The 21506-nt window shown below is 33.2% G+C and carries 21 protein-coding genes; 9 read left to right on the top strand and 12 right to left on the bottom strand.

All coding sequences use genetic code 11. The features are described 5' to 3' along the window. Positions 1 to 774 (top strand): T9SS type A sorting domain-containing protein (locus HHX25_RS09455; RefSeq protein ID WP_169672516.1); only part of this gene is annotated, 774 nt, incomplete at its 5' end. A gap of 50 nt (positions 775 to 824) precedes the next feature. Here HHX25_RS09455 and HHX25_RS09460 read toward each other — a convergent pair. Continuing rightward, positions 825 to 1691 (bottom strand): glycosyltransferase family 2 protein, encoded by an 867-nt coding sequence (locus HHX25_RS09460; protein WP_169673133.1) that lies wholly within the window; start codon positions 1689 to 1691, stop codon positions 825 to 827. A 177-nt stretch (positions 1692 to 1868) separates the two neighbouring features. Between HHX25_RS09460 and HHX25_RS09465 the strand changes: the two genes are divergently transcribed. The 3 genes from HHX25_RS09465 (at position 1869) to HHX25_RS09475 (ending at position 5547) form a co-directional block, all read left to right on the top strand. After that, positions 1869 to 2864, top strand: coding sequence for a polysaccharide deacetylase family protein (locus tag HHX25_RS09465; RefSeq protein WP_169672518.1), 996 nt, complete (start codon positions 1869 to 1871; stop codon positions 2862 to 2864). A 183-nt stretch (positions 2865 to 3047) separates the two neighbouring features. Beyond that, positions 3048 to 4841 carry an HAD-IIIC family phosphatase gene (locus HHX25_RS09470; RefSeq protein WP_169672520.1) on the top strand — a complete coding sequence of 598 codons (1794 nt, stop codon included), beginning with the start codon at positions 3048 to 3050 and terminating at the stop codon, positions 4839 to 4841. 1 nt (position 4842) lies between these two features. Then, positions 4843 to 5547 carry a TylF/MycF/NovP-related O-methyltransferase gene (locus HHX25_RS09475; protein ID WP_169672522.1) on the top strand — a complete coding sequence of 235 codons (705 nt, stop codon included), beginning with the start codon at positions 4843 to 4845 and terminating at the stop codon, positions 5545 to 5547. A 42-nt stretch (positions 5548 to 5589) separates the two neighbouring features. Here HHX25_RS09475 and HHX25_RS09480 read toward each other — a convergent pair whose 3' ends face one another. The 3 genes from HHX25_RS09480 to gcvP form a co-directional block, all read right to left on the bottom strand. Beyond that, the gene (locus tag HHX25_RS09480) at positions 5590 to 6111 is read right to left on the bottom strand and encodes a methyltransferase domain-containing protein (protein WP_169672524.1); all 522 of its coding nucleotides are present in this window, start codon (positions 6109 to 6111) and stop codon (positions 5590 to 5592) included. A 2-nt stretch (positions 6112 to 6113) separates the two neighbouring features. Then, positions 6114 to 7172 carry a 3-oxoacyl-ACP synthase III family protein gene (locus tag HHX25_RS09485; RefSeq protein WP_169672526.1) on the bottom strand — a complete coding sequence of 353 codons (1059 nt, stop codon included), beginning with the start codon at positions 7170 to 7172 and terminating at the stop codon, positions 6114 to 6116. A gap of 100 nt (positions 7173 to 7272) precedes the next feature. After that, positions 7273 to 10122, bottom strand: a complete 2850-nt coding sequence (gcvP, locus tag HHX25_RS09490) for an aminomethyl-transferring glycine dehydrogenase (protein WP_169672528.1) — start codon at positions 10120 to 10122, stop codon at positions 7273 to 7275. A 120-nt stretch (positions 10123 to 10242) separates the two neighbouring features. On the opposite strand from gcvP, the gene HHX25_RS09495 reads away from it, so the two are divergent. Continuing rightward, positions 10243 to 11076, top strand: coding sequence for a UbiA prenyltransferase family protein (locus HHX25_RS09495; RefSeq protein WP_169672530.1), 834 nt, complete (start codon positions 10243 to 10245; stop codon positions 11074 to 11076). On the opposite strand, the gene HHX25_RS09500 is transcribed toward HHX25_RS09495, so the two are convergent. From HHX25_RS09500 to HHX25_RS09520, 5 genes are all read right to left on the bottom strand, one after another. Beyond that, positions 11073 to 11333 (bottom strand): hypothetical protein, encoded by a 261-nt coding sequence (locus HHX25_RS09500; protein WP_169672532.1) that lies wholly within the window; start codon positions 11331 to 11333, stop codon positions 11073 to 11075. The two genes, HHX25_RS09495 and HHX25_RS09500, sit on opposite strands and share 4 nt — an antisense overlap. A gap of 2 nt (positions 11334 to 11335) precedes the next feature. After that, complete coding sequence (locus HHX25_RS09505) at positions 11336 to 11890, bottom strand: sigma-70 family RNA polymerase sigma factor (RefSeq protein ID WP_169672534.1); 555 nt, start codon at positions 11888 to 11890, stop codon at positions 11336 to 11338. Between the two features lie 78 nt (positions 11891 to 11968). Further along, on the bottom strand, positions 11969 to 12661 hold the full coding sequence (locus HHX25_RS09510) for a DUF2071 domain-containing protein (RefSeq protein ID WP_169672536.1): 693 nt from the start codon (positions 12659 to 12661) through the stop codon (positions 11969 to 11971). A 373-nt stretch (positions 12662 to 13034) separates the two neighbouring features. Continuing rightward, positions 13035 to 13538 carry a GbsR/MarR family transcriptional regulator gene (locus tag HHX25_RS09515; protein WP_169672538.1) on the bottom strand — a complete coding sequence of 168 codons (504 nt, stop codon included), beginning with the start codon at positions 13536 to 13538 and terminating at the stop codon, positions 13035 to 13037. A 71-nt stretch (positions 13539 to 13609) separates the two neighbouring features. Beyond that, positions 13610 to 14605, bottom strand: coding sequence for a GlxA family transcriptional regulator (locus HHX25_RS09520; protein WP_169672540.1), 996 nt, complete (start codon positions 14603 to 14605; stop codon positions 13610 to 13612). A 112-nt stretch (positions 14606 to 14717) separates the two neighbouring features. Here HHX25_RS09520 and HHX25_RS09525 point away from each other — a divergent pair, with 112 nt between their 5' ends. Genes HHX25_RS09525 through HHX25_RS09535 form a run of 3 tightly spaced genes read left to right on the top strand, consistent with a single transcriptional unit; the run spans position 14718 to position 16143 of the window. Then, positions 14718 to 15065 carry a hypothetical protein gene (locus HHX25_RS09525; protein ID WP_169672542.1) on the top strand — a complete coding sequence of 116 codons (348 nt, stop codon included), beginning with the start codon at positions 14718 to 14720 and terminating at the stop codon, positions 15063 to 15065. Beyond that, a complete protein-coding gene (locus HHX25_RS09530) occupies positions 15062 to 15718 on the top strand; it encodes a DUF2461 domain-containing protein (protein WP_169672544.1) in 657 nt (218 codons plus the stop codon). The genes HHX25_RS09525 and HHX25_RS09530 overlap by 4 nt, the downstream gene beginning before the upstream one ends. Before the next feature lie 50 nt (positions 15719 to 15768). After that, a complete protein-coding gene (locus HHX25_RS09535; protein WP_169672546.1) occupies positions 15769 to 16143 on the top strand; it encodes a SnoaL-like domain-containing protein in 375 nt (124 codons plus the stop codon). Between the two features lie 134 nt (positions 16144 to 16277). On the opposite strand, the gene HHX25_RS09540 is transcribed toward HHX25_RS09535, so the two are convergent. From HHX25_RS09540 to HHX25_RS09550, 3 genes are all read right to left on the bottom strand, one after another. Beyond that, positions 16278 to 18317 (bottom strand): M3 family metallopeptidase, encoded by a 2040-nt coding sequence (locus HHX25_RS09540; RefSeq protein ID WP_169672548.1) that lies wholly within the window; start codon positions 18315 to 18317, stop codon positions 16278 to 16280. Positions 18318 to 18461: 144 nt separating this feature from the next. Continuing rightward, positions 18462 to 18944: a 5-(carboxyamino)imidazole ribonucleotide mutase gene (purE, locus tag HHX25_RS09545; RefSeq protein WP_169672550.1), complete on the bottom strand. Its 483-nt coding sequence runs from the start codon at positions 18942 to 18944 to the stop codon at positions 18462 to 18464. A 137-nt stretch (positions 18945 to 19081) separates the two neighbouring features. Next, entirely contained in the window at positions 19082 to 20236 is a 1155-nt protein-coding gene (locus HHX25_RS09550; RefSeq protein WP_169672552.1) for a 5-(carboxyamino)imidazole ribonucleotide synthase, read from the bottom strand. Positions 20237 to 20371: 135 nt separating this feature from the next. Here HHX25_RS09550 and HHX25_RS09555 point away from each other — a divergent pair, with 135 nt between their 5' ends. After that, positions 20372 to 21481, top strand: coding sequence for an adenylate kinase (locus HHX25_RS09555; protein ID WP_169672554.1), 1110 nt, complete (start codon positions 20372 to 20374; stop codon positions 21479 to 21481). The last annotated feature ends 25 nt before the right edge of the window (positions 21482 to 21506 follow it).

Here is a 21506-nt window from a genome sequence, read left to right on the forward strand (position 1 = left end):
TGTTTGGTATGGCACTTGAGCTTTGATGGCGATCTGGAAGGGGCAGAAACAGGAAAGAACGCCTCCGACCTGGTAGGTTGCTATAGCCTGTCGAATCCCATCGAAGTTATTAGAAATGATAAGGTTGAACCTGTGTGTGATGTTAATGGCGGCTATATTAAAGCAGGTGGGTTATACTTGTTCTGCGAAGGTGATGGTAATGATGATTTTGCAACAGGAATAAAATTGCATAACAATGAAGGATATAGTTCTCAATGGGTCGTTACAGACGTGGAGGGTAATATTCTTGGCTTACCACCATCACCAGATGCTGTTAATTTTGATGGTGCTGGGCCTGGAGTTTGTTTAATCTGGCATTTGAGTTTTAACACCATATATGGAGCAGAAGAGGGCAATAATGCGTTTACTGATTTATCGGGTTGTTATGATTTATCGAATCCAATACCTGTTTTTAGATTTCCATCAGATAGTGCTGTTTGCGATTTGATTAATTATGCGAATCATCATAAAAGTAAATCTGCTAAAATTTCTATGCATCCAAATCCCGCTAGAAATAATTTGAAGATTGATCTGTCAGGAGTTGAAGACGAGGATGTTACGGTTAAGATTTATAATTTCTCTAGTCGAGAGGTTATTAATAAATCTGTTAATTTGGCTAAACATAATAAAACCATTAATGTGAATGTTAGTTCGTTACCTCAAGGACTTTACCTGGTTAGTATCACAAATAAAGATAATTCTATAAAAACAGTAAAAAGATTACTTGTGGAATAAAGTCCATAAGTTGTGTTGACCCCATGTGAAAGGAGCTAGCTTAAAAGCGGTTAGCTTCTTTTGCTTTTTAGGGATAAGATGTTTTTTATGCCTTTCCAACGTAAATTACGAATAAATAGACCTTCTTGTTCTGATACTAAATAGGGAATTTTACTTTTTTTAGCCCTAAAATAGCCAGACATATAATTTTTAAATAAAGTAAGACTTCCCTTTTTATAAGCCAATTTTATAGCAGAAATCAAGGTGATAATGAATCCGTATCGCATTTTGTACATGGCTTCACCCTGTAGATATTTTGAAGCTTTATTGTAACTAATACCTGTTGGTTTTAAATGCTTTACTTTTAAAGATGCATCAGTTAAAAGTTCCCAATTATAAAATTTAGCCAATAACTCATCTACTGTATCCCAACCCATGGATGGTTTGAGTTTTCCAATTTGAAGAAAACACGCTTTTCTATAAGCTTTTAATGCACCACGAATATGATCCTTTCTCGTTAAGTTTTCTAATACCCAGCCATCATCCTTTTCTATATAACAAAAACCAGAAACCATGCCTAGTTTTTCATTAGTTTTATAATGATTAGATAGTTTTTCTAAGTAAGTATTCGGAAAAATTAAATCGGCATCAAATTTACAGATCACATCATAATTATCATCTAGAGTTTCATAACCTTTGTAAAAAGCATTAATGATTTTAGAGCCAGGCAAATGCTCATTAGACGATTTGGAATTTACTAAAGAAATCCAAGGATATTTTTCAGCATAAGCCTCAACAATATCTTGGGTTTTATCTGTTGAGTTATCATTTACAACCACTAAACGCTTAGGAGATAGCGTTTGTTTGGCCAACGAATCTATTGTGAGTCCTATAGAGTTTTGTTCGTTATGGGCGGGAATAATGATATAAAAATTCAAAATGGAAGTTTGTTTATTCAAAGTTAAACTCTTTCTGTGTAAATAATATAATATTAAGAGTATAATATTTATACCATCACGAAAAAGCTTGTAGATAACGCTTCGTTGTTAAAAAAGAAATAACTTTGCTTCATTCAAGTTATTAATTATTAAAATCAGGCTTTTAATTTAAGCATTATGGGAATTGTAAAAGATATTTTATATAAAATCTCCAATAAAAGACTATTGCCAGTATTTAAAAAGCAGAGTATATTTCCATATTATCACATCATAAAAGATAACCCAGTAACCCATATCGAAAATTTATATTCATTTAAAAATAAAGAGCAATTTTTAAGCGATATTAATATTCTGAGCAGTAATTATAAATCTTTAGATCCGAAAAATTTATTGGAAAGAAGCATTGAAGAAAATAGTTTTTTACTTTCTTTCGATGATGGTTTGCAAGAAGTATATACCGAGATTTACCCTATTCTAAAAAAAAAGAATATTAAGGCTATATTTTTTATAAATCCGAGTTTTGTTGATAATAAGGAGGGGTTGTATAAACACTATATAAGCATCATAATCTCTAGTTTGAAAAGTCAAAATTTTGATAAGTCCACCTTAGATAAAATAAGCAACATTTTTTCTTTTTCTTATCATAGTGTAGAAGAGTTTAAGCAAAAATTCACAAGTATTAAATTTACAGAAAGAGGAAAGATTAATGATGTTTTAAATCTTTTAAACATAAATATAGAAGACTATTTAAAAAAACATAAACCATATATTACAAAAGCACAGATTCAAGAAATGATAGACGATGGGTTTTACTTTGGTGGCCATACCATGTTGCACCCGCCTCTTGTTCAATTGTCATATGAAGAACAAAAGGCAGAAATAATTAATTCTATAGATTGGTTAAAAAATCATTTCAATATAGATTACTCCTTTTTCTCGTTTCCTTTTTCAGACCGATCTATTTCAAAAAAATTAATAGAAGCGTTATTGGAATACGATGATAATATAAGAATTTTTGGGAATTCGGGCATAAAGAAGGATATGGACGCACGAATAATTCAGCGATTTTCACTTGAAAACCCAACCAAGCTAACAGAAAAAAGAATTATTGAAGAAAACCTTTATAAATATTTTAATAAAGCCATAGGAAGATATCATATTAAAAGAAATTAAAGGTTCAGGTTTCTTGCTTGAAACAATTCAAATGGTTTAAAAATATTATTAAAACAGACATCAATAAAAAGACTTCGTTTATCTTTACAAGATAAAAAATATCCAAAGCGATTTATAAAAAAAGAGATGTGGGTTGTTGTTCTAAATAATGTGTTTATTTTGGTTCAAGACGCCTAAAACAAGATGTACGAATCAGAAGTATATATTAAAGCCACGCAAGGAAATCTACCTCAGGAGATTTGGAAAAAATTTTCAGAGACTTACGGTAGTATAAAGTCTAGAAGTATGCTTCATTGGACTGAACATTGTACTGAATGTGCCATGCCTTCATGCTTTGAAACCTGTGATTTATATGCGCCTAGAATTGATGGTAAGTGTCAGCGATTTGTTGAAGGTATAGAAAGAGTGATTCCACCTTATAAGATACACAAAAGTTCTCAAATACTGAAAATTCAGTTTAAAAAGTGGGGCGTATTGGCAACTCAAGGCAATAATGAGTTGTACGACTGCCGTGAAATTGAAGACCTAGAAGAAAGAGAATTGAAACTGGCTAGGTTCATACATCTAATACCTCCAAAATTTATCAGAAAAAAACTAATTAAAAAGCGATATAGTCAGAAAAAAAATAAAATAATTAGTGATCAAAATAAAGGCACAAAAACGCCTGATGGCTTTTTGCTCGAAATTTATAACCCTTCCGAACAGATGATACCTTTGGGGCTGGTGATTCGAAATGACGACCAAAAATACAGTAAAATCCCTTTTCAATACCGAATTGAGTTGAAACCAGGGTATAATAAGGAAATAATTCCATTTGATGAGATTGCAAAAAGAGTAAAAATGGAGATGCCTTACCGTATTAATCTTATTCCTGAAGCTATTAATAGTGACATCCCTCTATACTTTGGAACCACCGAATTTGTGCAATTAAGAAATTATAAACAAGCTAATCAGGCGGCCAAAAAAATTAAATGTATCGTTTGGGATTTAGATAATACGATGTGGAGTGGTACGTTGGTTGAAGACGGTATTGAAAGGCTTAAGCTTAAAGAAGGCATTAAAGATATTTTAAAGTATGTGGAAGAAAGAGGAATTATAAACTCTATAGCAAGTAAAAACAATTATGATACGGCTATGGAGGCATTAAAACATTTTGGTATTAATGATTTTTTTCTCTACCCTAAGATTTCATGGCTTCCTAAAAGCAAAAGTCTCAAAGAGATAGCGTTAGATCTTAATATTAATATTAATACGTTTTTGTTTATTGATGATTCCGAATTTGAGAGAAAGGAAATAGAAATGACACTTCCTCAGGTGAGGTTAATGGATGCCGTTCATTACCAAACGATACCAGATATGGAAGCACTTCAAATTCCGATGACTAGTGAAAGTGTTAAACGAAAGACATTTTACGCTAATGAAGCTAAAAGAAAAAAGTTGTCTGATGATTATGAAGGCGAATATTTTGATTTTCTTCATACTTGTAATATTGAACTGGAAATTGAATCGTTGAAAAAAGAGCACTTTGAAAGAGTTTATGAGCTCACTCAAAGAACCAACCAAATGAATTTTTCGGGCAATCGATATACTAAGGATGATATTTCTGAAGTTTATAATAATACAGATCTTTCTGCTTATATATTGAGATGTAGTGACCTATTTGGCGACTATGGAATTATTGGGTTTGGTATAATAAAAAAATCAGAAAACCGACTCATTGATTTGATGTTTAGTTGTCGTATCCAGAGTAAAAGGGTAGAGCACGCTTTTTTAACTCATATTTTAGAACATTATCTTAAATTAGGTGATTTTTGGGTTACTTACAATCACACGGAAAAAAATAAATTCTCTGCACAGGTTTTTAATGATTTCGGATTTGAAATCATACAAAAAGAAGATGATTTTAGGGAGCTTAAATTTAGTCAGGACAGAGACATACACAACGATAAAATAATAACGGTAATCGAAAGTAAATAATATGCCACTTCACCCCTTTTTGTCAAAAACGAAATTATATAAATTTTTAAAAACGATATGCAAGCCCTTTCATGTAGTTTTTAAATACACGGAGTTTGTTGCCTTTATAGACGAAAACAGAAACAAAGGTAAAATCAACGATTATTATAATAAATCAACCGCATATAAAAACAGGTTTCAACTTCATGACAAACTTTTAGAGGAGTTAAAGAATAAGCCTATTTTTTATTATGAGTTTGGCGTTGCAGGTGGTGATATGATTAAAAAATGGTCTTTAACTAACAAAGTTGAAACATCACGCTTTGTTGGTTTTGATTCTTTTGAAGGGCTTCCAGAGAGTTGGGAAAACAAAAAAGAAGGGCATTTTGATCAGAAAGGAAACTTTCCAGATATCAATGATAGTCGGGTAAGTTTTGTGAAAGGATGGTTTCAGGATTCTGTTTATAAAGCATTATTAGACAGTGAATTTAATGAACAATGTGTATACCACTTAGATGCAGACTTGTTCTCTTCGACACTTTTTGTGCTGTTTCAAATATTCCCAAAGCTTAAAACAAATGACATTCTCATATTTGATGAGTTTTCGAGTCGCGATCATGAATTTGAGGCGTTTGAAATATTTAAAAAATGTACTAATAATAAATGGCAATTTGAATTCATAGGGGCGGTCAACAATTATAGGCAAGTAGCATTTATGTTGAAGTAAGGATGGAAGGATTGATTTTAATATATTACTAATAATAACGAATCAGATTCTTTCTGCATACACGATATAGTACCTAGGTGTGAACCAGCGTAAAATAGGCCTTATCCCTATTTTTTTTACAGGATGCGTCCATTTTTTACTGTCTATAATTTTCCAGCCAGCTTTTTCCAACAACCAATCGAATTGCCAATCTTCAAACTCATGGTAATGCCTGTCCAACATATCTGTTTTACTTCTATAAGCCGAAGAGAACCATAATCTAAGTGGGATACTCGCTACTAATTTATCTGCTTTTATCGATTGTAAAACGGTGAATGGCGATAATAAATGCTCAAAAATCTCAAAAGCCGTGACTACATCCGAATTTGAATTTTCAATAGTAGAAGTATTTAAATCGATATCTTCTCCAAGAGTGTTTTCAACTGAATATCCGTTTTCTTGCATGATTTTTGTAAACGGATTTACAACACCCAAATCTAAAATAGTTTCAGAATTCGAAATGTGTTTTTTTAAAAATTGGAGAGTCAGCTTAAAACGTTTGTTCGGATAGTTTTTCTCGTACATTATTAATATTTGTATACAATGGCATTAATGTGCATGCCAGCACCAACACTTGCAAATATAACAACATCACCTTTTGTTAAGCTATGATTTTTCAATTTATTGTTTTTTACCAAATCAAAAAGAGTAGGAATGGTAGCTACAGAACTATTCCCTAAATTTTGAATACTCATAGGCATAATGTTTTCAGGGATTTCTGTTCTGTAAAGTCTGTAAAAACGTTTTAAAATAGCTTCATCCATTTTTTCATTAGCTTGGTGGATGAATATTTTTTTTACATCTTTTATGTCAATACCGCTATTATCTAAACAAGTCTTCATGGCTTTTGGAACATTGATGAGCGCAAATTCGTAAATTTTACGTCCGTCCATTTTTATATACCGTGTATCTTTTGGTAGCTCTTGATTATTTGACTTCCCAAAGAATAAATAATAGGCTTCGTCATAGGTGAAACTAGCTGTTTCATGTGCCAAAACCCCACCATCTTCATTGGAAGCTTCTACGATAGTAGCACCAGCACCATCAGAAAAAATCATGGAATCCCTGTCGTGTTTATCGACAACCCTAGATAAAGTTTCAGATCCGATAACCAAACAACGTTCTGCCATTTCAGCTTTTATAAAAGCCTTGGCTTGAATAACACCTTCTACCCAACCTGGGCAACCAAATAGGATGTCGTAAGCGACACATTTAGGGTTTTTTATACGTAAACTATGCTTAATTCTTGAGGCTAAGGAAGGGAGGATATCACTTTGGGTGGTATTATGCCTTACATCTCCAAAATTATGAGCCACTATAATATAATCTATGGTTTCGGGATCTATTTTTGCATCTTCTATGGCTTTTTCAGCAGCAAAAAAACCTAAATCTGAAGCACTTAAATGTTCTTTAGCATAACGACGTTCGGCTATACCTGTTATCGCTTTAAATTTCTCAACTATGACTTCATTTGGTGCATTTATAGATGAACCATCATTATTTAAAAATGTATGGTTATGAAAGTCGGTATTTTTTTCAACCTTAGATGGAATATAGCTTCCTGTACCAGTTATTTTTATGTTCATAAAAAAGCCTTTAATTAGTTTATTATACAAATAGCAATATACTTGTTTCTAATTAAAGGCAAATTTTGTTTTGTTTTTATTTACGATGTTCAAAGGCTATTTATGCTTCTACATAAGCCTCAATAGGTGTGCAGGAACATATTAAATTTCTGTCTCCATAAGCATCATCAACACGTCTTACGCTAGGCCAAAATTTATTATCCCTAACATATTTTAAAGGAAAGGCTGCGGCTTCTCGAGTGTACGGAAAATACCATTCATCCGATGTAATCATGTCTAACGTATGTGGCGCATTCTTTAAAATATTATTATCATCGTCTTTAGAAGCACTGTCTATTTCTTTTCTAATGGAAATCATGGCGTCACAAAACCTGTCAATTTCTGCTTTGCTTTCACTTTCTGTAGGCTCAATCATTAAAGTACCGGCTACAGGAAAAGATACGGTTGGTGCATGAAAACCGTAATCCATTAAGCGTTTTGCAATATCTGTAACTTCAATACCATTTGCTTTAAATGGTCGGCAATCTACGATCATTTCATGTGCGGCACGTCCACGCTCACCCGAATATAAGGTATCAAAACTGCCTTCTAAGCGATGCTTGATATAATTAGCGTTCAAAATGGCAATTTTTGTAGACGCTCTTAAACCTTCAGCCCCTAACATTTTTATATAACCATATGATATTAAACAAGCCAATGCCGATCCAAAAGGAGCAGCCGAAATAGCTGTGATGGCCTTTTTTCCACCAGTTTTAATTATAGGGTTTCCAGGTAAAAACGGTACAAGTTGTTTTGCAACACAAATAGGACCAACTCCTGGGCCACCACCACCATGAGGAATGGCAAAGGTTTTATGTAAATTTAAATGACATACATCGGCTCCTATATTCCCTGGGTTTGTTAACCCTACCTGGGCATTCATGTTGGCGCCGTCCATGTAAACTTGCCCGCCATTATCATGAATAATTTGAGTAATTTCTTTAATAGCCGACTCATAAACACCATGAGTAGAAGGATATGTTACCATTAAAGCGGATAAATGATCTTTATGTAATTCAGCTTTTTCACGTAGATCATCCACATCAATGTTCCCTTCTGCTGTCGATTTTGTTACGATAACTTTCATGCCAGCCATAACGGCACTGGCAGGGTTGGTGCCATGTGCAGATGAAGGAATTAAACATATATTTCTATGATGGTCACCACGAGATTCATGATATGCTTTAATAACCATAAGTCCAGCAAATTCACCTTGTGCTCCAGAATTTGGCTGTAATGAAGTGGCTGCGAAGCCAGTTATTTCTGTTAATTGATCTTCAAGTTCTTTTAAAACGGTTAAGTAACCCTTAGCTTGTTTTAAAGGTGCAAAAGGATGGATATTACCCCACTTAAACCAGCTTAGCGGTAACATTTCCGAAGCAGCATTCAATTTCATGGTACAAGACCCTAAAGAAATCATAGAATGATTCAATGCCAGATCTTTGCGTTCAAGAAGTTTTATATAACGCATTAATTCAGTTTCAGAATGGTATTTGTTAAAAACATCTGATGCTAAGAAATCGGAGGTTCTTTGCATAGATTCTGAAACATTATTTGCCTTATTAATAGCCGAGATCGTAATAGTTTCTTTTTTGGCAGCTTCAGCAAAAACAGAAATTAAATAGTTAATATCTCTAATCGAGGTTGTCTCATTAATGGCTATAATGACTGTTTCTTTGTCAGGATAATATAAATTTACTTTTTTCTCTTTGGCAATTTCTTTTATTTTTTTTGACTTCGTTTTTATTTGAAGAGTGTCAAAGTATGATGTATTAATTTGATTGTACCCTAATTTATCCAAAGCATTTGCCAATTCAGAAGCTTTATTATGAACCTTATTAGCAATAAATTTTAAACCTTTTGGGCCATGGTACACTGCATACATGCTTGCCATAACAGCTAATAACACTTGAGCTGTACAGATATTAGAGGTTGCTTTATCCCTTTTTATATGTTGTTCGCGTGTTTGTAGGGCCATGCGCAAGGCTCTATGACCGTTTTTGTCTTTAGTAACACCAATAATTCTGCCTGGTAAATCACGTTTGTAAGCTTCTTTAGTTGCAAAAAATGCAGCATGAGGTCCTCCATAGCCCATAGGGATACCAAAACGTTGCGTGGTACCAACAACAACATCTGCTCCAAATTTTCCAGGAGCTTCCAATTTTATTAAACTGAGTATATCCGCAGCTATGGCAACTTTAATCTGAGCTTCATTCGCCTTGGCTATAAACGTTTTAATATCGGTTATTTGACCATCTTTCCCTGGATATTGTAATATGGCTCCGAAAAAATCTGATGAAAAATTGAAAGTGTCTTCATCACCAATAACAAGTTCTATACCAATTGGAGTCGCTCGGGTTTGTAATAAGGATAGCGTTTGAGGCAGAACATTCTCTGAAACAAAGAATTTATTAACTCCAGATTTTTTCTGACTACGTTCTCGAACTGCAAATAATAAACTCATAGCTTCTGCAGCAGCCGTACTTTCATCAAGAAGTGATGCATTTGCAATTTCCATACCTGTTAGGTCTATAACCATGGTTTGAAAATTTAATAGTGCTTCAAGTCTCCCTTGAGAAATTTCAGCTTGATATGGTGTATAAGCGGTATACCAACCTGGATTCTCAAGAATATTTCTTTGAATAACAGCTGGTAGAACGGTTGGGTGATACCCCAACCCAATATATGTTTTATAAGCTTTATTTTTTTTGGATAACTCATGAATGTGTAGTAGATATTCATGCTCAGTCATTGGGGCTTCTAAGTTTAGCCCATTTTTTAAGCGAATATCATCTGGAATTGTTTCATATATCAATTGATCTAAAGAATCAACACCAAGGGTTTCAAGCATGAGGTTTTGGTCGTTTTCCGTAGGGCCAATGTGACGCAAAGCAAAAGCGTTTGTATTCATTAAAGTGGAATTAATTATATAATTCGCAAAAATACATAATATTTAATGTGTTTTATTGCATAAAATGGAAAGTTTTTAACCTTTTTGAGGCGTTATCAACACTTTGATTATTTTTACATTATGAAATTTATAAAGCAGCTTTTTAATTTCTATTTAAACAGTAGTATACACGTTGCCTTATCGGTATTTTCATTGACATGGATAACACTTATGGAGTTTGAAATACCTTATGACGAAAATATCCTCTACTTTGTGTTTTATGCAACTCTCACTGGGTACAATTTTGTTAAGTATTTTGGGATCGCAAAATTTCATCATAGAAGCTTGACAAATTGGCTAAAATTGATTCAAGTGTTTTCTCTTTTTAGCTTTCTTTTTATGTGTTATTATACGTTTAAATTAAATACTAAAACCTTAATTTGTGTTGTTGGTTTTGCTGTTATTACATTTTTATATGCCATTCCTTTTTTACCAAAACGTTTTTTTTTGGATAAGCAACATAATTTAAGGAGTATAGGCGGACTAAAAATTTACTTAATAGCCTTGATTTGGTCTGGAGTGACTGTATTACTTCCTCTAATAAATAATAATTATCATATCGGTACCGATGTTATGATAACAGCAATTCAAAGATATCTCTTCATAATGGTTTTAATGTTGCCTTTTGAAATTAGGGATTTGAGGTACGATAGTTTAAAGCTCTCAACGATTCCTCAAAAAATAGGGGTCAAACAAACAAAAATAATAGGAGGGATATTGCTTGCGGTGTTCTTTTTTCTAGATTTTTTTAAAAGAGAGACAGGCATGGTGCAAGTAATTATTTTAATGACAATTACATGTATAACCCTATTGTTTTTAGTTTTTTCTAAAGTGGAACAAGGAAAAAGTTATAGTGCTTTTTGGGTGGAGAGCATACCAATTATATGGCTTATACTACTGTTACTATTCTATTAATTGGAATGTTCTTTCAAAGCCTTTTCAAAGTCTAGTTTCATAGTCTCCTTGCATTTTTTATCAAGACATTCAACTTCAGATTTTTTTATGGCTTTAGTAAGTTTTGTATTGTTTTTTGTGTATTCTCTACAGGCTCTACAATATATTAAATGTATATTGAGTTTTATCTTCTCCCATAGGGTTGCCTCTTTATATTGTGTTTTATCGCATACATGATTTGCATCATCACAAGGGATAAAAACCTTAATTTTACTCATAATCAAAACCAATTTTCTTTTAAGCAATCTGCCATAGCTGTTCGTGCTCTGTGAATGATTACCCAAAGGTTAGACGCAGTAATATTTAATTCATTACAAATTACTTCGGTTTCGAAGCCTTGAATAGTTTTCATTTTAAAAACATCCGCTTGTTTTTCTGGTAATTTTCCTAAACAGTTATGAATGGCATCACCAAGTTCACTATTTTGCATAGTATCTTCTGCTGTTTTGTCAAAAGGATCTGCAACACGTTCTTCTAACCAATCACCTTCGGTCTCAGAATCGTCATTATAGCTAATGCGTACTTCTGCTTTTCCCTTGTTTGAATTTATTTTGCGGTAGTGATCTATGATTTTTCGTTTTAAAATAGAGATAAGCCATGTACGTTCGCTCGCTTCTCCTTTAAAGTTTTTCATAGATTTTAAACCAGCCAAGAAGGTGTCTTGTACTAAATCTTGTGCAATTTCTCTATCACTAACACGGGTAATGGTGTAGTTGTACAGGTAATCGGAATATAAATCGATCCATTGGTTAGGATTAATTTGATGATTGGGCATTATCTATGCGATTGTTTTTAGAATTTCAAAAATAAGATAAAAAAATGACTTTTTTAATGCTTGATAAAATGAGTTGTCCTATTGTGGAATACCTTTTTGCACATGAATAGAAGAACCATTAACAAAACATGTGGAAATGTGTTTTATATTTTTAAACTTTAGAGGAAGCAATTTTAATATTTTACTATCAAAATTTGAATGTTGTATTTCATAAAGCTCCCATGGTTTGTGAAATATTTTATATTGAAATGTTTTATTAAAGTTGTTCTTAACAAAGGCGATATTTCTGTCTACTACAAATTGTTCAAGTGTATTGGGGATTAGTTTATGAGTTTTAATAATACCAATAACAGCCGTTTTTGCCCTCTTATATTTATATTCTAATTTTATTGTATTATTTCTAACGAGCTTGTTTATAGTAATTGATTTAAAAAAATAAGGTTCATTATAAAATAGATTAGCTATCAATGCTATTATTGGTTTGGGAGCAAATTCCTTAATAAAAACGACACCCTTGGTTCCATCAATTTTAGATTTTACGTAGAAACGAAAATTTATTTGTCCAAAATGTTGATGCATGGGGATTTTAAATCCAAAAAAATTAACCTTAGAAAAGGTAAAAGCTACCATACTCATTAAAGCTTTGCCTTTGTATAAATCTAGCTCAGTATCTTTTGGAAGATAGGACTGTATAACATGCTTATCAATTTCGAAAGTCGTCATAATCAGATCCTCCCAATTACCTGACATAAATATGTTTTGGATTTTCATGATTTTTCAGATTTGTAAAGTAAGTATGTTATGTTTAAATGAAGGAATGCCAAAAGTATACATAAAACAAAGTATGCTGAAGATGAGAATCCATTAGTGCTGGATATTATAAACAGAACAATGGCAGTGGTGATAGAATAAATTATAAATTGTGTTTTTCCACTTTGATTAAGTTTTTGCAAATTACAAGTGATTATAAAAGCCATTATTAATTGAGCAGAACCCAATATAGTTAAGAACATTAAGCCGAAAAAAGGTATAATAAAAAGTAAAACGTTAATTATTACGAGCCATTTGTTTGTGAGGTATAAATATTTCATATTTCAAATATTTAAAACTTTCAGAAATATTTGAAAGTTTATTGTAAATTTTTTTATTTAATAAGTTTGAGTAAAGATTTAGTTATCCAGTTTTGTTCCTGGTTTACAATCTTGTTCATCATAGCATCTGCTGTTTCTGCTAAATCATGCAGTGCTTTGGTTTGTTTTATAAGCTCTTTGGTTTTTTCTGTCCCATCGTCTTTTATAGAGCTAACTTCCTTTAGTGTTTTAATTACAGGTTTTATTTCTCTCCTACTTCGTTCTTTAGCAATATGCCTTGCCAATTCCTGTACATCTTTTTCTGTAGTAAAAAACTCTTTTCGTTCACCAGGAATAAGTTCTTTTGTAACGATGCCCCAATCCATGAGCTGCCTCAAATTCATACTGGTATTGCCACGTGAAATTTTTAGCTCATCCATGATCTCTTCCATGGATAATGGTTTTGTGGAAATGAAAAGAAGCGATTGTATTTGGGCCATGGCTTTATTTATACCCCATAATGAGCCTAAGCTCCCCCAGGTGCTTATAAATTTATCTTTTGCTTCTTGGTATTCCATACAGCAAAGATATAAAAAATTTCTAAACTTTCAATAATTATTGAAAGTTTGTTTTGTGCTGCTTCTGTGAATTAAAAACTAACCAGTTCTCGGTTATATTTATTTTTATAGGCTACAGGCGTTAAACCTGTAAACCTTTTAAATAAAGATCTAAATGCTTTAGTGTCTGAGTAGCCGACAGAAAACATAACTTCATTAACCGTGTTCTGTGTAGATTCCAAAGCATTTTTGGCTGCTTCAACTTTTACGCGTTGAATATATTCCAATGGTGTATTGGCTGTGGCTTTTTTAAATCGCCTTATAAAATTACGCTGACTCACCGCTAACATACCTGATAGTTGTTCTACCGAGACTTTTTCGGAGACATTGTTTTCTATAAATAATTGTGCTCTTTGTATCAGGGTGTCGCTATGTTCTTTTTGACCCTTAAAAATGGCAAATTGGTTTTGATTATCCCTGCTAATATCTATTTCGAAGAGTTTAGAGACGTAAACAGCAGCTTCTTGTCCGCAATATTTGTAAACCAAATGCAAGATTAGATTTAAAAATGAATAGGCACCACCACTGGAATAAATACCTTCTTGATCGGTAACTATTTTTTCTGGTAGTACATGGATTTGAGGATACATCTGTCGGAATAAATCGATCCCTGCCCAGTGTGTGGTACATTGTTTATGGTCTAATAAGCCAGTTTCAGCCAATAAAAAAGCACCAAGGCATAAGCTTGCCACTTCGGCATTATGTTGCGTGTGTTGCTGTTTTATCCACGGAATGAAAGCATTATTGGCAGTTATACCTTCAGCAATCCATTCGGGCTTGACCGCTGCAATAATGATAAGGTCGGTTTTGGGAATATCGTGGATGGTAGCATCGCAATGTATTGAAAAAGCACCATCGTATAGAACCGTATCTTTATCAATACCAACAAGGTTTATATCAAAGAAAGGCTGTTGACTTTTTCCGGTTTGAATAACGAAGTCATTCACACTTTTAAAAATTTTATAAGGCCCAACAACACTGCTTAGAATGGTATTAGATTTAGGAACCAAGATGCTTACATGTTTCATTGGTTTAAATGTTAATTAGTTTCGATTTTAAAAGTAAGATTAAATTTTGGCATAATCAACACCTAAAAGTGTCGTATTTGACCTCTTAAAAGCATGTATTCATTTTATAATTTTGAAAACACCGTTAAATAATCCCATGGAACCCGAACAGTATTTCGAAACCATAAGAGTTAAATTTTGTTCTAGCCACAAAGGAGTGACTGCTGGCAAAATGATGCATTCTGAAGCGATACATTATAAAGGAAAAGTATTTGCATTTTTTTCTACAAAACAGAAGATGGTATTTAAGCTTGGAAAACAGTTTAATGTTCAGGTGGTCGATGTACCATTGGAAATGTTTAGTCCGTTTAAAAATAAAAAACCTATGTCAGGTTGGTATCAATTGGGTGTTGAATATAAAGATTCGTGGGAGTCGCTTACAAACTTGGCATTGGATACAATAATTCATAAAGACAAATGATAACACAAGCTTACACCGAATTCTTTAAAGAACTGAATGAAAATAATAATAAAGAATGGTTTCATGCCAATAAGAAGCGCTATGAAAATGATGTTAAACAACCTTTTTTAGAATTACTTTCAGAACTGCTTCCAATACTTCATGAATGGGACAGCCGAATTCCAACCGAAGAAAAGAAAGCCCTGTTTCGAATAAATAGAGATGTTCGATTTTCAAAAGATAAGACACCTTATCATACTATCTTAAAAGCTGGGTTTTCTCCTAATGGTAAAAAGTCTATGCTTCCTGGGTATTATTTGGGTATTAGTGCAGATTCGATCCACGTTGGAGGCGGGCTATTTAGTGTTAAATCACCAGAATTAAAAGCAGTAAGAAATCATATAGCCCATAATATTGACGATTTTTTAGCTATAACTAAAGCAGAAGAATTCAATGATGTTTTAGGAGGGATGATGGGGGATGTGTCTAAACGTATTGATAAAGCTCATGAAGCTGTGGCGAATAAAACACCATTAATATATAACAAACAGTTTTATGCTATGGCTAACCTTTCTTTAACAAGTTATTATAATTCACCTAACCTAAAGAAGGATATTATAAAACATTTTAGTGCCATAAGGCCTTTAAATGAGTTTTTAAATAATTCATTTTAAGGTGCTTTTATACAAATTAAAGATTATTAATTATAAAATCAATAAAAATTATGACAACACAAGAAGTTGCAGAACAGTTAGTAAACTATTGCAGGCAAGGAAAATTTGCTGAAGCTACACAAGAATTATATGGACAAAATATTGTAAGTGTAGAACCAGACGGAGCTCCTGTTAAGGAAACTAAAGGCTTAGAAGCTGTTATTGCCAAACAACAGCAGTTCAATGAAATGGTGGAAGAAATCCATAGTATGGAAGTTTCAGATCCTATAGTGGCAGATAAATTTTTTTCATGTACTATGAAAATGGATGTAACGTTTAAAGGTGCTCCTCGAATTAATATGGATGAGGTTTGTTTATATGCTGTTGAAGATGGTAAAATCGTAAGAGAAGAATTCTTTTTTACACCAATGCCACAACACGCTTAATAAAGAGAATTAAAAACAAGCCGTCATTACGAAGAGAGAAGTGACGTGGTAATCTTTTAGTTTAACAGATTGTCACGACTTTTTCAAAGTCTCACAATGACGGTTTGTTGTATATTTAAGCTTGTTGTATTATTTCAATTCAACAACCCAGCCCGTTTCAATAATGCCTCAGGCTTAGGCTCTTTGCCTCTAAAACGTTTATAAAGCGTCATGGGATTTTCTATTCCTCCTTGAGATAGAACATGATCTTTGAATTTATCGGCAACTTCTTTGTTGAAAATACCTGCTTCTTTAAAATATTCGAAAGCATCAGCATCTAAAACCTCTGCCCATTTATAACTGTAATACCCAGAGGAATAACCTCCTTGAAAAATATGTGAAAAAGAGGTACTCATACAATTTTCGAAAACTTCAGGATATAATGTGGTGTTTTTAAAAGCTTCTGTTTCGTGTATTTTAACCGATGTGATGGTTTCTGGAGATTCGTTAGCATGCCAGCTCATGTCCAATAATCCAAAACTTATTTGTCTTAGTGTTTGCATGCCCTCATGAAAGGTTGCAGATTCTTTTATTTTTTCAACAAGATCCATCGGGATTACTTCTCCTGTTTCATAATGGGTGGCAAACAATTCTAAAGCTTCTTTTTCGTAGCACCAGTTTTCTAAAACCTGACTTGGTAATTCAACAAAATCCCAAAATACACTGGTTCCAGATAAACTAGGGTAGGTCGTGTTTGCCAACATACCATGTAATGCATGTCCAAACTCATGAAACAAAGTTGTAACTTCGTTAAAGGTTAATAGGGACGGTTTGCTCTTTGTCGGTTTTGTAAAGTTGCAGACAATAGATATATGCGGTCTGTCATTGATACCATTTTTTATTGACTGCGGTTTGTAAGAGGTCATCCATGCACCATTTCGTTTTCCTGCTCTTGGAAAAAAATCGGCATAAAAAATAGAAATAAAATCACCACTGTTATTGGTTACCTTATAGGTTAAAACATCTTCATGATAAGTGTCTATGGTATCTATTTTTTCAAAATTTAGATCGAATAGTTTATTGGCAACTGTAAAGGCGCCGTGTATTACGTTTTCTAATTTAAAATATGGTTTTAGCTTTTCGTCATCAAGACTAAATAATTTCTGCTTAAGCTTCTCAGAATAATAGGAACCATCCCATTTTTCAAGTTGATCAATATGATCTAATTCTTTGGCGAAATTTTCCAGATTTTTAAACTCCCGTTTAGCAGCAGGCTTTGCTTTTTCGAGCAACTCATTTAAAAAACTTTCAACAGTTTCAGGTGTTTTTGCCATACGCTCTTCCAGAACAAAATGCGCGTGTGTTTTATATCCTAAAAGATTAGCACGCTGAAAACGTAATTTTACTATTTGTAATATATTTTCCTGATTATCCAGAGCATCGCCTTTAAAGGCTTTTGCTCCAGCAGCCAGTGCTAGCTTTTTTCTTAGTTCCCGGTTATCGGCATAGGTCATAAAGGGAATATAGCTAGGATAATCTAATGTAAATACCCAACCTTCTTTTTCTTTAGATTCAGCTAGTTGCTTGGCAGCTTCCTTGGCCCCGTCTGGTAAGCCTGATAGATCATTTTCGTCAGTTATATGCATTTCAAAAGCATTGGTTGCCGCTAATACATTTTCTCCAAATTTTAGTGTTAACTGACTTAATTGTTTGTCAATATTTCGAAGTTCTTGTTTTTTGTCCTCAGGTAAATTGGCACCGTTTCTTGAAAAACTTTTATATTTTTTATTTAGAAGCGTTTGCTGCTCTGTGGTTAAATCTAATGAATCTTTTGAATTATATATGGTTTTTACGCGTTTAAATAAGTCTTCATTCAAGGTAATATCATTACTGAACTCAGATAGTAAGGGCGATACTTCTTGCGCTATTTTTTGAATCGTATCATTCGTTTCTGCTGAGTTCAAATTAAAGAAGATACTAGAAATTCTATTTAATTGCTCACCAGAAAAATCTAAAGCTTCAATAGTGTTTTTAAAAGTTGGAGAATCATCATTTTTAGCTATAACATCAATTTCAGATTTAGCACTGGTAATAGCTTGCTTAAAAGCGGGTAGAAAATCCTCATTATTGATCTTTGAAAAGGGAGCAGAATTATATGTTGTTTCAAAGGGTTTTACTAATATGTTTTTTGTCATTTTCAAGAAATATGTTAAAATGTCGTTTTATTATGTGCGCATAATATTTTTTTGTACTTTTGTAGCCAATGATACACAGAGTGACTAACTCAATAGAATTATACACTAATAGCGAAAAGGTCTCAAATTTAATTTGGGACTTTTTTATTTTAAATCTTTAGTCGATTCGTTTACTTTTTGTTTTAGGCCTTCTTTGTAAACTAAAACTTTATCTAGAACACAATTATCGTTTGAGCCTATAATTTGAGCAGCTAAAATTCCTGCATTTTTTGCACCATTAAGAGCAACCGTAGCAACAGGAACACCTCCAGGCATTTGTAGAATAGATAACACAGAATCCCAACCATCTATAGAATTACTACTTTTAACAGGCACACCAATAACAGGAAGGGGTGATAAAGATGCGATCATTCCAGGTAAATGTGCTGCGCCACCGGCACCAGCAATAATTACTGCAAATCCTCTTGTATGTGCATGTTTGCCATAGTCAAATAATTTTTCAGGAGTCCTGTGAGCCGAAACAATGTCTACTTCAACTTCAATGTCAAAACCTTTTAAAATATCAATAGCGTCTTGCATTACTGGAAGATCGCTTTTACTTCCCATGATTACTCCTACTTTTTTCATAAATTTTTATTTTATGTGAGGTCAAGCGCAGTCAAGACCTCAATACCAAAACTTAAAATATTTAAAAATCCCTTGCAAACTGCGTTTCTATCTTCAACTAAAAAGATGTTTTTACTTTTGATAATGCTAAGGAGGGCTTATTCACTTATAACTTTAATTGATTTTTTTACTTCTTCAGCAATTCTTCGTGCCTCATTCAAATCCTCATTTACAATGGTAACATGGCCCATTTTTCTAAACGGGCGTGTTTGCTTTTTGCCATAAATATGAGGCGTTACCCCATCCATGTTCATAATGCCCTCAATATTTTTATAAACTACATTGCCGGTATAACCTTCAGCACCTACTAAATTCACCATAACACCACCAACCTTATTACTGGTTCTTCCCAAAGGTAAATCTAAAATAGCTCTTAAATGCTGCTCAAATTGCGATGTATAGCTGGCTTCTATAGTTTGATGGCCAGAATTATGAGGCCTAGGAGCTACTTCATTTATTAAAATATCATCGTTTTGCGTTTGAAACATTTCTACAGCTAATAACCCAACATGATTAAATGCTTCAGATGTTTTTAAAGCGACTTCTGTAGCTTTTTCTGCAACCTCGTCTGGAATTCTTGCAGGACAAATAACATATTCTACTTGATTGGCTTCTGGGTGAAATTCCATTTCTACAACTGGGAACGTTTTTATGTCTCCCGAAGCATTTCTAACCACAATAACAGCTAGTTCATTTTTAAAGGGCACTAAGGTTTCGGCAATGCATTCTACATTTGGCAAACCTTCTAGGTCTTGAAGGGTTTTTACAATTTTTACCCCAGTACCATCATATCCAAATTGTGCACATTTCCAAACAAATGGTAGGGTTAAACCTCCATTTTTTATGGCTTCGTTAATTTCAGAAGTGTAAGCAAAGCGCGAAAAAGGTGCTGTTGGCAACTTATTATCAACATAAAACAATTTCTGGGTGGCTTTATTTTGAATCGTTCGCAATGTTTTAGATGCAGGGTATACTTTTATGCCTTCTTTTTCAAGAGCTTCTAAAGCATCTACATTTACATTTTCAATTTCAATGGTTAAGACATCAACTTGTTTTCCAAAATTATACACAGTATCATAGTCCATTAAATCACCTAAATGAAACTCATTACTTGCAATTTTACAAGGTGCTTCGTTACTGGCATCTAAAACAGAGGTGTATATATCAAATTTTCTGGTATCGTTAAGCAGCATTTTACCTAATTGTCCACCACCAAGAATGCCAAGTTTAAAATCTGAAGAAAAGTAGTTCATTGATTTCTTTTTTACTGAAATTGAATAAGGATACGCAAAAATACACTTAAATATTAATTAGCACCTAAATCGTAAACCAAAAAATCGTTATTTGTAATCTAATGATTATCTTTGCTCCTTCAAAAATTAGTAACCGTGATAAAGCTACACGACAAATATTTTAAACCGTTTATTTCTGCTAAGGAAATTGATGATGTTATACAGCGTTTAGTTATAGAAATTGCTGAAGACGTGGGTGATGAAACCCCAGTATTTGTTGGTATTTTGAATGGATCGTTTATGGTTGTAAGCGATTTTGTAAAAAAGTACCCCAAACCATGTGAGGTCACGTTTATAAAGTTGGCATCATATGAAGGTGTTAAATCGACTGAAGATATTCAAAGACTTATTGGATTAACTCAGGATTTAACAGGTCGTACGGTTATTATTTTAGAAGATATTATCGATTCTGGAAATACCTTGGCCGAGGTTCACAGGATTTTTGAAAATGAAAAAGTAAAATCGCTAAAAATCGCAACGTTATTTTACAAACCAGAGGCCTATAAAAAAGATTATAAACTACATTATGTTGGTATTGAAATCCCTAATAAATTTATAGTTGGCTTTGGCTTGGATTATGACGGATTAGGAAGGAATTTACCAGAAATATATCAAATAAAAGAAACGCAACACATGACAAACTTAGTGCTATTTGGCCCTCCAGGAGCTGGAAAAGGAACACAAGCAGATTTTTTAAAAGAGAAGTATCATTTGGTACATATTTCTACAGGCGATGTTTTTAGATACAATATTAAAAACGAAACGGCTTTAGGTATGTTGGCTAAATCATATATGGATAAAGGCGAGTTGGTTCCAGATCAAGTAACTATTGATATGCTAAATGCCGAGGTTGAAAAAAATACAGATGCTAACGGTTTTATTTTTGATGGTTTTCCGCGTACCAATGCGCAAGCAGAGGCTTTAGAGAAGTTAATGGATAGCAAAGATTCTCAAATAAATGCGATGATTGCTTTAGAAGTTGATGATGAAATTTTGGTTGAGCGCTTGCTGTCCCGTGGTAAAACGAGTGGAAGGGCCGATGATGCAGATGAATCTATTATTAGAAATAGAATTGCTGAGTATTATGATAAAACAGCTATTTTAAAAGATTTTTATTCGTCACAGAATAAATATTTTGGTGTTGATGGCGTTGGTAGCATTGACGAAATAACAGTTCGTTTAAGTGCTGTAATAGATAATCTATAGGTTTTTGTCATTCTTGTAAAGGCGG

This window comes from Flavivirga algicola, from assembly GCF_012910715.1.
GTDB classification, from domain to species: Bacteria; Bacteroidota; Bacteroidia; order Flavobacteriales; family Flavobacteriaceae; genus Flavivirga; species Flavivirga algicola.

What these genes read in the sequence shown, in the direction of transcription:
- HHX25_RS09485 (WP_169672526.1), bottom strand. Translation starts at nt 7,172, where the DNA reads ATGAACATAAAAATAACTGGTACAGGAAGCTATATTCCATCTAAGGTT.
- HHX25_RS09550 (WP_169672552.1), bottom strand. Translation starts at nt 20,236, where the DNA reads ATGAACTACTTTTCTTCAGATTTTAAACTTGGCATTCTTGGTGGTGGA.
- HHX25_RS09475 (WP_169672522.1), top strand. Translation starts at nt 4,843, where the DNA reads ATGCCACTTCACCCCTTTTTGTCAAAAACGAAATTATATAAATTTTTA.
- purE (WP_169672550.1), bottom strand. Translation starts at nt 18,944, where the DNA reads ATGAAAAAAGTAGGAGTAATCATGGGAAGTAAAAGCGATCTTCCAGTA.
- HHX25_RS09535 (WP_169672546.1), top strand. Translation starts at nt 15,769, where the DNA reads ATGACAACACAAGAAGTTGCAGAACAGTTAGTAAACTATTGCAGGCAA.
- HHX25_RS09530 (WP_169672544.1), top strand. Translation starts at nt 15,062, where the DNA reads ATGATAACACAAGCTTACACCGAATTCTTTAAAGAACTGAATGAAAAT.
- HHX25_RS09515 (WP_169672538.1), bottom strand. Translation starts at nt 13,538, where the DNA reads ATGGAATACCAAGAAGCAAAAGATAAATTTATAAGCACCTGGGGGAGC.
- HHX25_RS09540 (WP_169672548.1), bottom strand. Translation starts at nt 18,317, where the DNA reads ATGACAAAAAACATATTAGTAAAACCCTTTGAAACAACATATAATTCT.
- gcvP (WP_169672528.1), bottom strand. Translation starts at nt 10,122, where the DNA reads ATGAATACAAACGCTTTTGCTTTGCGTCACATTGGCCCTACGGAAAAC.
- HHX25_RS09510 (WP_169672536.1), bottom strand. Translation starts at nt 12,661, where the DNA reads ATGAAAATCCAAAACATATTTATGTCAGGTAATTGGGAGGATCTGATT.
- HHX25_RS09505 (WP_169672534.1), bottom strand. Translation starts at nt 11,890, where the DNA reads ATGCCCAATCATCAAATTAATCCTAACCAATGGATCGATTTATATTCC.
- HHX25_RS09500 (WP_169672532.1), bottom strand. Translation starts at nt 11,333, where the DNA reads ATGAGTAAAATTAAGGTTTTTATCCCTTGTGATGATGCAAATCATGTA.
- HHX25_RS09520 (WP_169672540.1), bottom strand. Translation starts at nt 14,605, where the DNA reads ATGAAACATGTAAGCATCTTGGTTCCTAAATCTAATACCATTCTAAGC.
- HHX25_RS09495 (WP_169672530.1), top strand. Translation starts at nt 10,243, where the DNA reads ATGAAATTTATAAAGCAGCTTTTTAATTTCTATTTAAACAGTAGTATA.
- HHX25_RS09465 (WP_169672518.1), top strand. Translation starts at nt 1,869, where the DNA reads ATGGGAATTGTAAAAGATATTTTATATAAAATCTCCAATAAAAGACTA.
- HHX25_RS09480 (WP_169672524.1), bottom strand. Translation starts at nt 6,111, where the DNA reads ATGTACGAGAAAAACTATCCGAACAAACGTTTTAAGCTGACTCTCCAA.
- HHX25_RS09470 (WP_169672520.1), top strand. Translation starts at nt 3,048, where the DNA reads ATGTACGAATCAGAAGTATATATTAAAGCCACGCAAGGAAATCTACCT.